The organism is Verrucomicrobium spinosum DSM 4136 = JCM 18804, from assembly GCF_000172155.1.
GTDB lineage: Bacteria > Verrucomicrobiota > Verrucomicrobiia > Verrucomicrobiales > Verrucomicrobiaceae > Verrucomicrobium > Verrucomicrobium spinosum.
Genome location: NZ_ABIZ01000001.1, coordinates 4859292 through 4872106, shown reverse-complemented (window position 1 = coordinate 4872106; position 12815 = coordinate 4859292). Strand labels below are relative to the sequence as shown.

Below are 12815 nucleotides of genomic sequence, written 5' to 3'. Positions count from 1 at the left end.
CTTGCTGCATTCGGGGCTTTTGTGCCACACTTGCCGATTCTCAGGTCCTCACATGCTCATCAAGCCCCTGCTTCAGAACGGTGCCCTCCTCGCAGACATCCATGCCGCCTCCAATGGCGGAGACCGCTTGCACGTCTGGTGGTTGGGCCAGAGCGGCTTTCTGCTGAAATGCGCCGGAGAATTCCTCCTGCTGGATCCCTATCTGTCAGACTCCTTGTCGAAAAAGTATGCGCGGACGGACAAGCCGCACGTCCGGATGACGGACTTGGTCATCCTGCCTCACAAGCTGGACATGGTGGGCGTGGCCACCAGCAGCCACCAGCATACGGACCACTTTGACGAGGATACGCTCCGACCTCTGTGTCAGGCCAATGGCCACCTCAAGGTGGTGCTGCCAGAGGCGACCGTTTCCCAGGCAAGACGGCGTCTGCCGGACACCAGCATCGAATTCGTCTCCCTGAACGATGGGCAGACCGTCCATGTGGAGGGCTGGGAATTCACGGGGGTGGCCGCGGCACACAATCTGGTGGAACGGGATGACCAGGGGCGCTGCCAGTTTCTCGGCTTCATCATTCGTCGCAATGGGCTGACGATCTACCACAGTGGCGACACTCTCTGGCATGATGGGCTCATCGAACCGCTGCGGAATGCACGGTGTGATCTGATGCTGCTGCCCATCAATGGCCACAAGCCCGAGCGACGGGTGGCGGGCAATCTGAATGGGACAGAGGCTGCTGCATTGGCGAAGGCCTGCGGGGCGGGTCTGGTGGTGCCCTGTCACTACGAGATGTTCAAGTTCAACACAGAGACCACGGACGAGTTCGTGGCCGCGTGTGAGCGCTTGGGGCAGCCCTATCATCTGATGCGCTCTGGCAGCCGGGTGACGATTGGGAAAAGGTGAGGGGGCGGACAATTATAAATTAGGAATTAGGAATTAGGAATGGTGCGTCTTGGGGTGCTATAGAGTAGAAGATCCGTCCCGGCTCCTGGGCGCAGGGTGATGCGCGAACAAGGACCAGGACGGCTTTATTACGATGGCAGGGTGTCTAGGTCTCCCGCAGAGCGGACGCGATTGGCAATCTTGCTGCACGTACTGCGGGGAACAGGCCGCCGATGATGCCAATCACGGAGGCCCAGATGATGGCTTGGATCAGGAGTCCTTTGGTGACGGCGAACTTGAAGGTCACCTGGCTGAAGGTGGCCCAGTTGAGCGTGGAAGCCTCATAGCCGTTGAAGGCGAGGTAGGCGATGCCGGCGCCGATGGCTCCACCGATGAGAGACACGGCGAGTGACTCCACAATGACCGAGATGACTACGGGACCTGAACTGAAGCCCATGGCGCGCAGGGTGGCGATCTCCCGGGTGCGGGAGGCGATGGCGCTGTACATGGTGTTCAGGGCGCCGAAGAGAGCTCCCAATGCCATCATGCTGGCAATGAAGACGCCGATGGTGGTGATGAACTTGGTCAGCATCTCCGATTGCTCTGCGTAGAAATCAGAGAGGCGCAGGACTTTTACCTTGAGCTGGGGGTTCGAGGTAAGCGCATCCCGGAATTCCGTGAAGGAGCCGGCGGAGGACAGGCGGGCATACACCGACTGGAAGGAGTCTTCCCGCTTGTAGGCCGGTTGCAGCACTGCCGCATCCGTCCAGATCTCTGACTCCGCCACGCCGCCGCCAGCGGTGAAGATGCCCACGATGGTCCAGGTGTTCTGGCCAATCTTGATCTCCTTTTTCAGATCCAGCCCGCCGAAGGCGCGGGCCGCACCCGCGCCCACGATGATCTCGTTTTTGCCGGATTCGAACATGTTGCCCTGCACGATCTTGATGTCATCGCGCACCTTGACGGCGGTCATTTCCACACCGCGCAGGGGCACGTTTGCGTCCAGTCCGGTGGAACGCTTGGGCAGGTTGATGATGACAAACAACTCCGCCGAAGTGAGCGGGGTGTCGCCATCACGGGCCACGCCGGGAGCGTCTGAAATGAGCCGGGTTTCATCGCGGCTCAGGCCGCTGGTCATTTCACTGTCGGAACCGGTGCGCATCACCACCGCGATGTCCTTGGAGCCGGAGGCGGTCATGGCGAGGCGGAAGCCTTCGGCGATCGCGAGGACGCCGACGAGCACGCCCACCACGCCCGCGATGCCGATGGCGGAGGTGAAGGCGGCACCTCTGCGCTCGGGGATGGTGCGGAGGTTGTAGGACGCCACGGAGACGACCTGGTCAAGCCAGTTGGAAAAGCTTGTCATGAGAGTGTAGAGGGAAGGGGATAAACCGGTTGCCGATTAACCGTTGCGGCGGAGGGCTTCAGCAATGCGCAGTCGCATGGCCTGGATGGCGGGGGCGGCTCCGGCGACAATGCCGAGGGCCAGCACGATGGCGGCACCCATGACCACGTACTTTTCCGGAAGGAAGAAGTTGGGCAGCAGGTCAGGCACGGGATTCTTGGCAGAGATGATGGCCCAGCCGAGGCCGAGGCCGGTGAAGCCACCCAGGGCGGCCAGCACGCAGGACTCTACCATCACCAGTATGAGCACCAGTTCATTGGTGAAGCCCATGGCCTTCAGCACGCCGAGTTCCTCAGTGCGTTCACGCACAGCCTGGCTCATGGTGTTGCCCGCCACGAGCAGGATGGTGAAGAACACGGCGCTGAGCACCGCGACCATGATCGTCCCGATATCGCCCACCTGCTGGGCAAAGCCCTGGGCGGCTGCTGCTTCGGTCTCTGCCTTGGTCTCATAGGGCGAGTTGGCGAACTCTTCGTCAATACGTTTCGCAATCGTCGCGGCATTCTCGGGATTCTCCACGCGCACGCTGTACCAGCCCACCTGGCCTTTGCCCTTTTCACGGGCCTCGTCGAAGTAGTCGTAGCGGAAGTAGAAGGAGGTGTTGTCCGCCCCTTTCTTGTTGACGTCGTACACACCCACGATCTCAAACTCCCACGCCGGTTGATTGGCGGGCTCGCCCCAGATGGGAGAGGTGATGGGGATGCGGGAGCCGACCTTCCAGCCATAGTCACGCGACATGCGTTCCATCAACGCCTTGCCCACAATGGCGCCGTTGCGGGTCTTGAGCCAGGTCTGCATGACATCGGGCGGCACCACAATCTCGGTGTACATCTTGGCGAAGGACTCCGGCTCCACCGGCATCGTGGCGAAGAAGTTCTTTTTTGGGTCCTGGTAGATGCCACCGAACCACGTTTGGTGAGTCACTCCGGACACGCCAGTGAGCGCGGCGATGCGGTTCGCGTAGCTGACTGGCAGGGTCTGGATGATGGAGACCTTGTGCCGGACCATGAGACGGTCTGCACCGGCGATGCTCACGCCACCGGTGAAAGCCTCCTTCATGGCACAGAGAAAGGCGAAGAGGAGGAACGCGACCAGGATGGAAAGCAGCGTCAGGATTGTGCGCAGCTTTCTCCGCTTCAGGTTGCCCCAGATGAGGGAGAAGTATTTCATGCTGGCTGCTCGGTGGATAGCTGACCTTTGTCGAGGTGGACGGTGCGGGTGGCGCGGGCGGAGGCGTGCGGGTCGTGCGTGACCATGATGATGGTTTTGCCGTGCTCCTGGTTCAGCGCCTGGAGCAGGGAGAGGATCTCATCGCCTGACTTGCGGTCCAGGTCACCGGTGGGCTCATCGCAGAGCAGCAGGGTGGGATCCGTCACAATGGCTCGGGCGATGCCCACGCGCTGCTGCTCACCACCAGACATCTGGCGGGGGAAATGCCGGGTGCGATGAGACAACCCCACGGCCTTGAGCGCGATCTCCACGTGCTTCTTCCGCTCGGCCTTGTTCAGATGGGTGAGCAGCAGGGGGAGCTCCACATTGCGCTCGGCATTGAGCACGGGCATGAGGTTGTAGAACTGGAAGACGAAGCCTACGTGCCGGGCCCGCCAGGCGGCGAGCTGCCGGTCGGAGAGCTCATCAATATGATCGCCGCCAATGGAAACGGAGCCCTGGGACGCCCGGTCCAGGCCGCCGATCAGATTGAGCAGGGTGGATTTGCCCGAGCCAGACGGTCCCATGAGGGCGAGGAACTCACCCTCCTTCACCTCCAGATTGAGGTGCGACAGCACGGGTACTTCCTCCGAGCCGCGACGGAAGATCTTCGTGACGTCGGATACGTGGACGAGCGTTTTGGCGATGTTGATCATGATTTTGTTTCCTTGACTCGGGTGCCTTCTTTAAGGGGGGCGGTGGCGCTGACGACGACTCGTTCCCCGTTGGAGAGCCCGGCAGCAATGGTGGAGTGGTCGCCCTGGGTGAGGCTGACGGAGACGGCGCGCCGCACGACGTGACCGTTCTCAATGATCCAGACAATGTTCTTTCCTCCATCCTCATGGAGCGCGGACCTGGGGATCACAATGGTGGGGGCGGTGGGCTTCCCGGGGGTTGCCTCCACCTGGGCGGCATGGAAGGCCACCTTCACGCCCATCTCAGGGAGGATGCGGGGATCCAGCTTGTCGAAGCCGACTCGCACCTTCACCGTGGCCTTCTGGCGGTCGGCGGTGGGGATGATGGCGACGACGCGGGCGGGGATCTTCCAGTCAGAGTAGGCGTCCAGAGTGGCTTCCACCGGCTGCCCGGGTGCCACGCGGTTGATATAACTCTCGCTCACATCCACCTCGATCTCCAGGGAGCTCATGTCCACCAGCGTGCAGATGCCGGTGCGGGTGAAGCCGCCGGATGACATGGGGGAGATCATCTCGCCCGGCTGCGCGTTCTTGGAAGTTACCACGCCGGGGAAGGGTGCGCGGATGATCGTGTCATCCACTTGTTGGGTCCATGTGGCCAGTTCCCGCTCTGCCACGATGAGGTCTGACTGCTGGCGGGCCAGCTTGGCCTGGAGGGAACGAGCTTCGGCCTGCGCCTTGTTCAAGTCAGACATGCTGGCCGCTTTGGTGGCGGCGAGATCGGTGAAGCGCTTCACTTCCTGTTCAGCAAACACCGATGTGGGGCGCGTTTCCTCAATGGCACGACGGGCGGACTCAAGCTGCGCCTCGGCGAGCCTCAAACTGGCCTGAACATTGGTGTCATCCAGCTTGGCTAGCACCTGGCCCTCCTCGACTTTCATCCCTTCCTCCACTTTGATGTCCACCACCTTGCCGGTGATCTTGGAGGAGACGGTGGCTTCACGACGGGCGGTGACATAACCCGAAGCGTTGAGCAACGGCGTGCTTTGGGCGCGAGAGCCGTTTTTGCCGGACGGTACCGTAGCCTGCACCACAAAGGTCTCCACCTGGACAGGCTTGGGGCCGAGCACGAACCACGCGGCCAATCCGGCGGCCATCAGCGCAGTCACGCCGACGGGCAGAAGCCACCCGGGCCGGGATGGAGCTTGGGACAGGGTCGGACGGTTGATGCGCAAACCGTCTAGACTGGCTTTTTCTAAACTCATGGAAGGATGGGCGGGAGGACTTGGGCGCTGCGGGCGGCAGGGGTAATATGCCTGTGCCCGTTGGATGGATCGGTGAGGTTATCGTCACGAGCCGGTTTTGGAGCCTGACTTGCGATGGGGAGGCTTGGCGGGATCGGACAAATCGGGGGCATGGGGGGCGGCCCGCTCCTTGTGAAATCGTTTCCACTGGGGCAGCCAGCCGCAGCCGTCGTGAGCAATCTGAGCGACTAGCTCATGCACGAATTCAATCTCGGCCTCGATCAATTTCAAGTGGTATGCCGTCTCGACGGAGAAAAGTGCCGGCAACCCATGATGCTGTGCCACGGTGAGCGTGGCACGAGTGCTCTCGGCCTGCTCCTGCAGGGTGACGATTCTCTTTTGCAACAACTGACCGGCTTCCTTGGGAGGCAGCGCAGCCAGCAGGGAGAGGGCTGCTTCAAACTGGGGATACTCCTTCACGGGTGTCGTTAAAAGCGATCGCATCCATTCCCGCATTTCCACATTACCCGCAGGGGTCAGCTCATACACGGTGCGCTCAGGTCGGCGCCCGTCCCGCAGTGTTTCGCGAGGGGTGATGTGCCCCTCTCGCACGAGGATGTCGATCACGGTGTAGAGCGAGCCATAGCGCAGCTTGATGCTGTCCTCCTTGTGCCTCTCCTTCAACGTCGCGGCCATCTCGTAGGGGTGCATGGGGCGTTCAAAGAGAAGGGCCAGCACTGCCAGGGCCAGTGGGTTGGATCGCTTGGGCCTGATAATGATCGGGGGCATATCCGTGGACGGATATACGGTGACGTTGAAAGGCGGTGGAGTCAATCATGGAGTTGCGGCATCGTCGTGCCAGCTTGGATGAGGAGGCTGCTCCAGCTGGACGGGAGGCTCTGGTGCGCCTGCACCATGATGCGGGGAAGAGCGGCTGCTGGTGGATTCGGATGATCGGTCTGGTGCACCCTGGAGGCGGTGGGATTGGCTGGGCGAACGGTTGGTTTCGCCATTGGGCACACCCGGGGGCGAGGGCTGCCGCTCATGGAGACTCCTGACCGCTGGTCAAAAAGCCCGCGACACTGCGAAAATGCATGGCAGCGTTCCAGTCACTTTACCCGGTTCACGATGTCTTTGCAGGCCGTTCCCGTCACCCATCCCGCTTCTGCCTCCCCAGCGGTGGAAGCGGCGGCCCAGGTGCGCCAGTCAGAGGAGAATCGCCGCTTCTGGTGGGGCCACAAGAACTACTGGCGCTGTCAGATGGCGATGTGGTTTGGCTGCATTGGGCTGGGCTGGTGGGGCAGCTTTCTGGATCCTTCTCCACATGTGGAGGGAGGGCTGCACCCCTTGTGGGGCACGGTGTTCTTCTCCACCGCGGCGGTACTGCTGACGCATGCCTACCGGTGGGTGATTCTCGCGGGCAAATGGAAGGAGAAAAAGCTGGGTGCACTCTGGCCACGCGTGGTGGCCGCCTCTCTGGTCTGCGCCGGGATTGTGACAGGGCTGAGCTGGACCATGGACCGCCCCACCTGGGAGGCAGAGGGATTTGGCGCGGGTCTGGCGGCATTGCTGGTCGTGTGGATCTCCCTACAGCTGATGGCCTGGTCTGGAGCCTACTTCAGCCTGCACTACTATGTGCAGCTCCAGGAGGCCAAGGTGCAGAAGCTTCGTGTGGACATGTCTGTGAAAGAGGCGGCACTGGCTTCATTGCGATCCCAGATCAATCCCCACTTCCTCTTCAACGGGCTGAACACCCTGCGGAGCCTGATCGATTCCGATCCGGAACGGGCCCGCCTCATGGTCACGCAGCTGGCCAAGATCTTCCGCGCCTCCCTGGCCGGGGGCAACGTGCAACTGGTGCCCCTGGCCCAGGAGATTGAAACCGTGGATGCCTATCTGCAGATCGAGAAGATGAGGTTCGAGGATAAACTTGATGTTTGCTCTGCGGTGGATGTGGATCCCGGGGACGCTCTGCTGCCGCCCTTCCTCCTGCAGACGCTGGTGGAGAACGCCGTCAAGTACGGTAGTGCGGATGGCGAGGGCGTGCGACGTGTTGCCTACCGCGTGAGTGCCTTGCCTGGTTGGATCCGGATCGAGGTGGAAAACCTGGGCCGGCTGGGGCGCACATCCGGCTCCACCGGCATGGGGTTGAAGATGGCGTCGGAGCGGCTGTCGCTTCTGTACGATGGTCGCGCCACGTTCCAAATCAGTGATGAAGCAGGCGGCAAGGTGGTGGCCCGCGCGGTCATTCCCCAAGCCCAGAATGTAGCAAGTGTCATACCCCGATGATCCGAGCCCTGATCGTAGATGATGAAAATCCCGCCCGGCGGGAGATGCGCAAACTCCTGGAGGTCCATGATGACCTGGAGGTGGTGGGAGAGGCGGACTCTGCCGCAGTTGCGGTGGAGCTCTGTCTCCAGGCGCGTCCGGATGTGATCTTCCTGGACATCCAGATGCCGGAGAGAACAGGTCTTGAAACGGCCGCCCAGATGATTGGCAGCGGCTGTGAAGTGGTCTTTGTCACCGCCTATGATGAACATGCGCTGCGCGCCTTCGACCTTGCTGCCTTTGATTATTTGTTGAAACCGGTGGAGCCGGAGCGTCTGGCCCGTACTTTGGAACGGCTCAGAGGGGAATTGCCAGCCGAGCGAGGCCGCGCCCAGCCACTGGGGGAAGGGGATCGCATCTTCCTCAAAGGAGCAGAGGGGCACTGGTTCACCCCGCTGGAAAGCATCCGCCTTCTCCAGTCGGAGGGCAACTACACCCGGGTGTATTTTGATGAAGAGCGTCCGGTCATTGGAAGATCATTGTCGGCTTTGGAAGAGCGTCTGCCTGCACACTTGTTCTTCCGGGCCAATCGTGCTCAGATGATCAATGTGCGCTGGATTGTTTCCACGGAGGAGTGGTTCAGCAATTCGCTCAAGGTCCGGCTGAAGGACGGCACGGAGGTTGAGTTGTCCCGCAGGCAGTCGCGGGTGTTTCGGGAGACCTTCGGGCTGTAGGGGGGCTCAGTGGGCAGTAGGCAGTAGGCAGTAGGCAGTAGGCAGTGGGCAGTAGGCAGTAGGCAGTAGGCAGTGGGCAGTAGGCAGTAGGCAGTAGGCAGTAGGCAGTGGGCAGTAGGCAGTAGGCAGTAGGCAGTAGGCAGTAGGCAGTAGGCAGTAGGCAGTAGGCAGTAGGCGGCGCACTGAAAATGTAGTCACAGGCTTCAACCTGTTTAGTCGCGGCTCCTGTCCTTGGCAGGCAGGCTAAAGCCTACCACTACTTTTGGTTGAACTGGCGGGTTCAGACCCGACCACCGAAAATCCGCGCCTTGCACCTTGAGTCCGGGCGATTCCCGTCTTTGGTCGGGCAAACATGTCCAGCGTCCTTTCCGTCTCCCAACTGACCCGCCAGATCCGCTCGCTCCTTGAGGGGCAGATCGGGGATGTCTCGGTGGAGGGGGAGATTAGCAACCATCGGCTCCAGTCGTCCGGGCATCAATATTTCACGCTTAAGGATGAGGGGGCGCAGATCTCCTGTGTCCTCTTCCGCGGAGCCAGTGCCCGCATGCAGACGCCGCTGCGCGATGGCATGCAAGTGCAGCTCTTTGGGGAGCTCACGGTGTACGAGCAGCGGGGGAACTACCAGATCATTGTGCGCTCGGTCCAGCCCAAGGGTCAGGGCTCGCTTCAAGCTCGGTTCGAGGCTTTGAAGCAGAAACTGGCGGGAGAAGGGTTGTTTGAGAATCACTGGAAGAAGCCCATCCCCAAGTTTCCCCGTGTGGTGGCGCTCGTGACCTCACCGACCGGTGCGGCCATCCGCGACATGCTGAACATTCTCACTCGCCGCGCTCCCTGGCTCCGGGTGCTGGTTTTCCCCGTGCGGGTGCAGGGGCAGGGGGCGGAGCAGGAGATCGCCCGTGCGATCGATCTGCTGAACCAGGAGGTCGCAGGGCTGCCTCGTCCGGATACGATTGTCGTGGGGCGTGGCGGTGGCAGCCTGGAGGATCTCTGGAACTTCAATGAGGAAGTGGTGGCCCGGGCCATCTTTGCCTCCACCATTCCTGTCATCTCTGCGGTGGGGCATGAGATTGACTTCACCATCGCCGACTTCGTTGCGGACATGCGGGCTCCCACACCCAGTGCGGCTGCCGAGCTGTTGGCGCCAGATACTGCGGAGCTTCAGCGGCATTTTGATGCCATGGAGAAGAGCATGACCCACCGTATGCGGACGACGCTGGAGCATCACGAGCGGGTGTTGGAGCTAACGGGCAAGGGGGCGCTGCGTCGTGAGCCTGAGCGTCTGTTGAGGGATGCCGTGCAGTCTGTGGATGAAGTTGAATCCTCGTACCATCGCGCTCAGGAGCTCTACTGGCGGAGCCTGGATGACCGGCTGGTGCAACATCATCGGGCGCTGGAGAAGTATCATCCCCAGCGGGTGCTCACGGAGGCCGCTCACCGGGTGGCGCTCATCCAGCAGCACCTTGGGGCCTTCATCCGCCAGCGGATCGAGCAGAACGCCCAGAAGGTGATGGCCATGCGCAAGCTGCTGAAGAGCATGGGGCCGGACTCCGTGCTCTCCCGTGGATTCTCCATGACTACTGATGCCACTGGCAAGGTGATCGAAGATGCCTCCAAGCTGCGCACGGGTGACATGATGATTACCCGCCTGGCGAAGGGCAAGGTGGCCAGTGTGGTGACGACGAACAAGTAGGGGGAGAGGTAAGGGGGGGAGTGGTCAGAGGTAAATGGTAGGCAGTGGGTCGGGAAAAGGTTGTTGACGTAATTGTGAGTGTACGCTTACTTGATGAATTCCATGGTCTCACAATCCCCCAAGAGACTCAGCAGCGATGAGCGCCGGCAGGCGATCATTCGTGCTGCATTGAAGGTCTTTTCTGAGCGGGGGTTTCATGGCTCGACGACGAAGGCGCTGGCTCTAGAGGCGGGCGTGTCGGAGGCGTTGATCTTTCGCCACTTTCCCAGCAAGGATGAACTGTACACCGCCATGCAGATGGAGTGTTGCCGGGCTAAGAACACCCCGGCGGCGGCGGAGATGATGGCACTGGAGCCTTCGACTTCGTCCTTGGTGACGATGGTGCACTACTTCATGGCGAAGATGCTGCGCCCTCCCCAGCGCCGGTCTCAGGAGGAGAACAGTCTTTATCGCCTCATGCTGCACAGTTTCTCGGAGGATGGTGAGTTTGCGCGGGGATTCATGCGGCAGGTGGGAGATGGCATGATCAATCAGCTGAAGGCCTGCATCGACGCGGCGGGGCAGGCGGGGGATCTGTCGGATACCCCTGTGGGGACTCCGGCCTTGAGGGCTTGGCTGGCCCAACACCTCGCCGGGATGCTGATGCTCAACGAGCTGCCTGGTCGCCCGGTGGTGGACATGGGAGTTTCGTATGCCGAATTGGTCGAGCAGTCCACGTGGTTTGCCCTCCGGGGAATCGGCGTGCGTGATGAAGCCATCCGACTTCATTACAACCCGAAGGCCTTCGCCATGCTGATGGGCAACGAGGGATGAGGATTCGTTTTTTGTGCCCGATAGTTTAGTGAGTACTTACTTGTAAATCGAAATCAACCTTCAAGTCAACTTCCATGAATGCTCTAGTCCCTGCTCAAAAAGGTCATCGTCTGTGGATTCCGTTCGTCGTCGCGGCTGTCATCGCTGTGGGTATTGCCGCCACTGTGCTGACGCCGGAGTTGGATCGCAACTTCAAGAGTTGGGGGGTGTCTGCGCTGAGCCTGCTGGGTGGGTTGTTGCTGGTGCTGTGGTTCCTCCTCTTGAGCCGCTATTCCGGCCGGGCCAGGCTCGCGGTGGCAGGGCTCCTGGTGCTGGCAGGGTTTGGCGTGAGCCGGACGGTGCGGGTGGACGGCACGATGGATGGCACCGGCCTGCCCAAGCTGGCGTGGGCGTGGACACGCCCTGCGGAACGGCATTTCTCGGCACCCAGTGTGGTGCCAGTGGCGGAGGTGGCCAAGGTGGAAGGGGCGATGGATGTGCCGCAGTTTTATGGCCCCCAGCGCAATGGCGTGGTGCAGAATGCCGCTCTGGCGCGTGACTGGCAGTCGCAAGCTCCGAAGGAACTGTGGCGTCAGACTATTGGGGAAGGCTGGAGTGCCTTTGCCGTGTTGGGTGGACGTGCCTACACCCAGGAACAGCGCGGGGACGAGGAAATGACGACCTGTTATGAGCTGGCGACTGGGAAACCGCTCTGGAGCCATGCGATCAAGGCCCGGTTCTCACAATGGCAGGGGGGCACGGGGCCCCGGGCCACGCCCACGGTGGAGAGTGGCCGGGTGTACAGCTACGGCGGAACAGGGGTGTTGACCTGTCTGGATGGGGTGACGGGCGAGGCGGTCTGGAGCCGGGAGGTGTTGAAGGAAAACAACCTGCCCAACATCGAATGGGGTGTGAGCGCATCACCCCTGGTGTATGATGATCTTGTAGTGGTGACAGGTGGGGACAAGGAGGGGCCCACGGTGCTGGCGTACCGTCGGGACACTGGGGAACCGGCCTGGCAGGCGGGTACGGCCAAGGCGAGTTATGCTTCGCCTGTGCTGGTGACACTGGCCGGACGTCGCGTGGTTCTGTCTGTCAACGCAGGCAACCTGAGTGCTCACGACCCCGCCACGGGTGAGGTGCTGCTGGATCACACCTGGGGAGACCCCCGCTGGCCCAAGGCCTCCCAGCCTCTTGTGGTGGGTGAGGATCAGGTGTTCCTTTCAGCCGGCTACGGCATGGGGTGCACGATGTTGAAGATCAAGCCTGTCGCAGATGGGAAGAAGCTGGAGGCGGAAGAAGTGTGGCAGAACCTCCGCATGAAGACCCAGTTCAACAGCACCGCTCTGCGTGGTAGGTACATTTACGGGCTGGATGACGGGCAGATCGCCTGCATGGATGCGGAGACTGGCAAACGACTCTGGAAAAATGGCCGCTACGGATCCGGTCAAAGCCTTATTGTCAATGACCTGGCCCTCATTCAGAGCGAACCGGGCGAGGTGATTCTGGTGGATCTGGAAAAGGAAGGGACGGTGTTGGGCCAGTTGCCGGCACTGAGCGCCAAGACGTGGACCCATCCCACGCTGGCGGGGAAGTATTTGCTCGTGCGGAACAGTGTCGAGGCGGTGTGTTATGAACTGCCGGGCAAATGAGGTTTAGGCGCAGCGCTGGTTGAGGGGGCCGCAAGCGGCCTGTTGAGAGGCTGCGCTGGAGGGTAGCGTTGCTGCTGGAGAAGTTTGTAGCTGCGTTTGTAAAAACGCGGTCAGAGGTTCTATGACACAATAAACTCCAGTGCTCACAAGCATCCCAGCAGCACCAAAGGAGGCGGGGTCTCCGGCCCCGCGGGTGAGCGAAGGAGATGAGAGTCTCAAGCGCCTGTGCCCCATTGACGTCTGCAACATCATGGATTGTTCGACTGAGCCGCCTAAAGGCGGTACTCCAACCCTGCCGGCGCAACG

General features: G+C 61.2%; 12 protein-coding genes. 6 read left to right on the top strand and 6 right to left on the bottom strand.

The features are described 5' to 3' along the window. The first annotated feature begins 52 nt into the window (after positions 1-52). Positions 53-901, top strand: coding sequence for an MBL fold metallo-hydrolase (locus VSP_RS19685; RefSeq protein WP_009962844.1), 849 nt, complete (start codon positions 53-55; stop codon positions 899-901). A gap of 145 nt (positions 902-1046) precedes the next feature. Here VSP_RS19685 and VSP_RS19680 read toward each other — a convergent pair whose 3' ends face one another. The 6 genes from VSP_RS19680 to VSP_RS19655 form a co-directional block, all read right to left on the bottom strand. Continuing rightward, positions 1047-2246 (bottom strand): ABC transporter permease, encoded by a 1200-nt coding sequence (locus tag VSP_RS19680; RefSeq protein ID WP_009962843.1) that lies wholly within the window; start codon positions 2244-2246, stop codon positions 1047-1049. Positions 2247-2282: 36 nt separating this feature from the next. Then, positions 2283-3455, bottom strand: coding sequence for an ABC transporter permease (locus tag VSP_RS19675; RefSeq protein ID WP_009962842.1), 1173 nt, complete (start codon positions 3453-3455; stop codon positions 2283-2285). Continuing rightward, on the bottom strand, positions 3452-4150 hold the full coding sequence (locus tag VSP_RS19670; protein WP_009962841.1) for an ABC transporter ATP-binding protein: 699 nt from the start codon (positions 4148-4150) through the stop codon (positions 3452-3454). The genes VSP_RS19675 and VSP_RS19670 overlap by 4 nt, the downstream gene beginning before the upstream one ends. Continuing rightward, positions 4147-5394: an efflux RND transporter periplasmic adaptor subunit gene (locus VSP_RS19665; RefSeq protein WP_029190597.1), complete on the bottom strand. Its 1248-nt coding sequence runs from the start codon at positions 5392-5394 to the stop codon at positions 4147-4149. The genes VSP_RS19670 and VSP_RS19665 overlap by 4 nt, the downstream gene beginning before the upstream one ends. Before the next feature lie 84 nt (positions 5395-5478). Then, positions 5479-6162: a PadR family transcriptional regulator gene (locus VSP_RS19660; RefSeq protein WP_009962838.1), complete on the bottom strand. Its 684-nt coding sequence runs from the start codon at positions 6160-6162 to the stop codon at positions 5479-5481. Between the two features lie 41 nt (positions 6163-6203). Further along, entirely contained in the window at positions 6204-6386 is a 183-nt protein-coding gene (locus tag VSP_RS19655; protein WP_009962836.1) for a hypothetical protein, read from the bottom strand. A 115-nt stretch (positions 6387-6501) separates the two neighbouring features. On the opposite strand from VSP_RS19655, the gene VSP_RS39715 reads away from it, so the two are divergent. The 5 genes from VSP_RS39715 (at position 6502) to VSP_RS19630 (ending at position 12509) form a co-directional block, all read left to right on the top strand. Next, a complete protein-coding gene (locus VSP_RS39715; protein WP_009962834.1) occupies positions 6502-7662 on the top strand; it encodes a sensor histidine kinase in 1161 nt (386 codons plus the stop codon). Beyond that, positions 7659-8375 (top strand): LytR/AlgR family response regulator transcription factor, encoded by a 717-nt coding sequence (locus VSP_RS19645; RefSeq protein ID WP_009962833.1) that lies wholly within the window; start codon positions 7659-7661, stop codon positions 8373-8375. Before VSP_RS39715 ends, VSP_RS19645 begins: the two co-directional genes overlap by 4 nt. Before the next feature lie 352 nt (positions 8376-8727). Continuing rightward, positions 8728-10065: an exodeoxyribonuclease VII large subunit gene (gene xseA / locus VSP_RS19640; RefSeq protein ID WP_009962831.1), complete on the top strand. Its 1338-nt coding sequence runs from the start codon at positions 8728-8730 to the stop codon at positions 10063-10065. A gap of 102 nt (positions 10066-10167) precedes the next feature. Further along, positions 10168-10878 carry a TetR/AcrR family transcriptional regulator gene (locus VSP_RS36340; protein WP_044134635.1) on the top strand — a complete coding sequence of 237 codons (711 nt, stop codon included), beginning with the start codon at positions 10168-10170 and terminating at the stop codon, positions 10876-10878. A gap of 74 nt (positions 10879-10952) precedes the next feature. Continuing rightward, positions 10953-12509, top strand: a complete 1557-nt coding sequence (locus VSP_RS19630) for a PQQ-binding-like beta-propeller repeat protein (protein WP_009962829.1) — start codon at positions 10953-10955, stop codon at positions 12507-12509. Positions 12510-12815 lie beyond the last annotated feature (306 nt).

Bases quoted from the DNA above. Each gene is read 5' to 3' on its own strand.
- VSP_RS19645 (WP_009962833.1), top strand. From the start codon at position 7,659: ATGATCCGAGCCCTGATCGTAGATGATGAAAATCCCGCCCGGCGGGAG.
- VSP_RS39715 (WP_009962834.1), top strand. From the start codon at position 6,502: ATGTCTTTGCAGGCCGTTCCCGTCACCCATCCCGCTTCTGCCTCCCCA.
- VSP_RS19630 (WP_009962829.1), top strand. From the start codon at position 10,953: ATGAATGCTCTAGTCCCTGCTCAAAAAGGTCATCGTCTGTGGATTCCG.
- VSP_RS19655 (WP_009962836.1), bottom strand. From the start codon at position 6,386: ATGGCGAAACCAACCGTTCGCCCAGCCAATCCCACCGCCTCCAGGGTG.
- VSP_RS36340 (WP_044134635.1), top strand. From the start codon at position 10,168: ATGGTCTCACAATCCCCCAAGAGACTCAGCAGCGATGAGCGCCGGCAG.
- VSP_RS19665 (WP_029190597.1), bottom strand. From the start codon at position 5,394: ATGAGTTTAGAAAAAGCCAGTCTAGACGGTTTGCGCATCAACCGTCCG.
- VSP_RS19670 (WP_009962841.1), bottom strand. From the start codon at position 4,150: ATGATCAACATCGCCAAAACGCTCGTCCACGTATCCGACGTCACGAAG.
- VSP_RS19660 (WP_009962838.1), bottom strand. From the start codon at position 6,162: ATGCCCCCGATCATTATCAGGCCCAAGCGATCCAACCCACTGGCCCTG.
- VSP_RS19685 (WP_009962844.1), top strand. From the start codon at position 53: ATGCTCATCAAGCCCCTGCTTCAGAACGGTGCCCTCCTCGCAGACATC.
- VSP_RS19680 (WP_009962843.1), bottom strand. From the start codon at position 2,246: ATGACAAGCTTTTCCAACTGGCTTGACCAGGTCGTCTCCGTGGCGTCC.
- VSP_RS19675 (WP_009962842.1), bottom strand. From the start codon at position 3,455: ATGAAATACTTCTCCCTCATCTGGGGCAACCTGAAGCGGAGAAAGCTG.
- xseA (WP_009962831.1), top strand. From the start codon at position 8,728: ATGTCCAGCGTCCTTTCCGTCTCCCAACTGACCCGCCAGATCCGCTCG.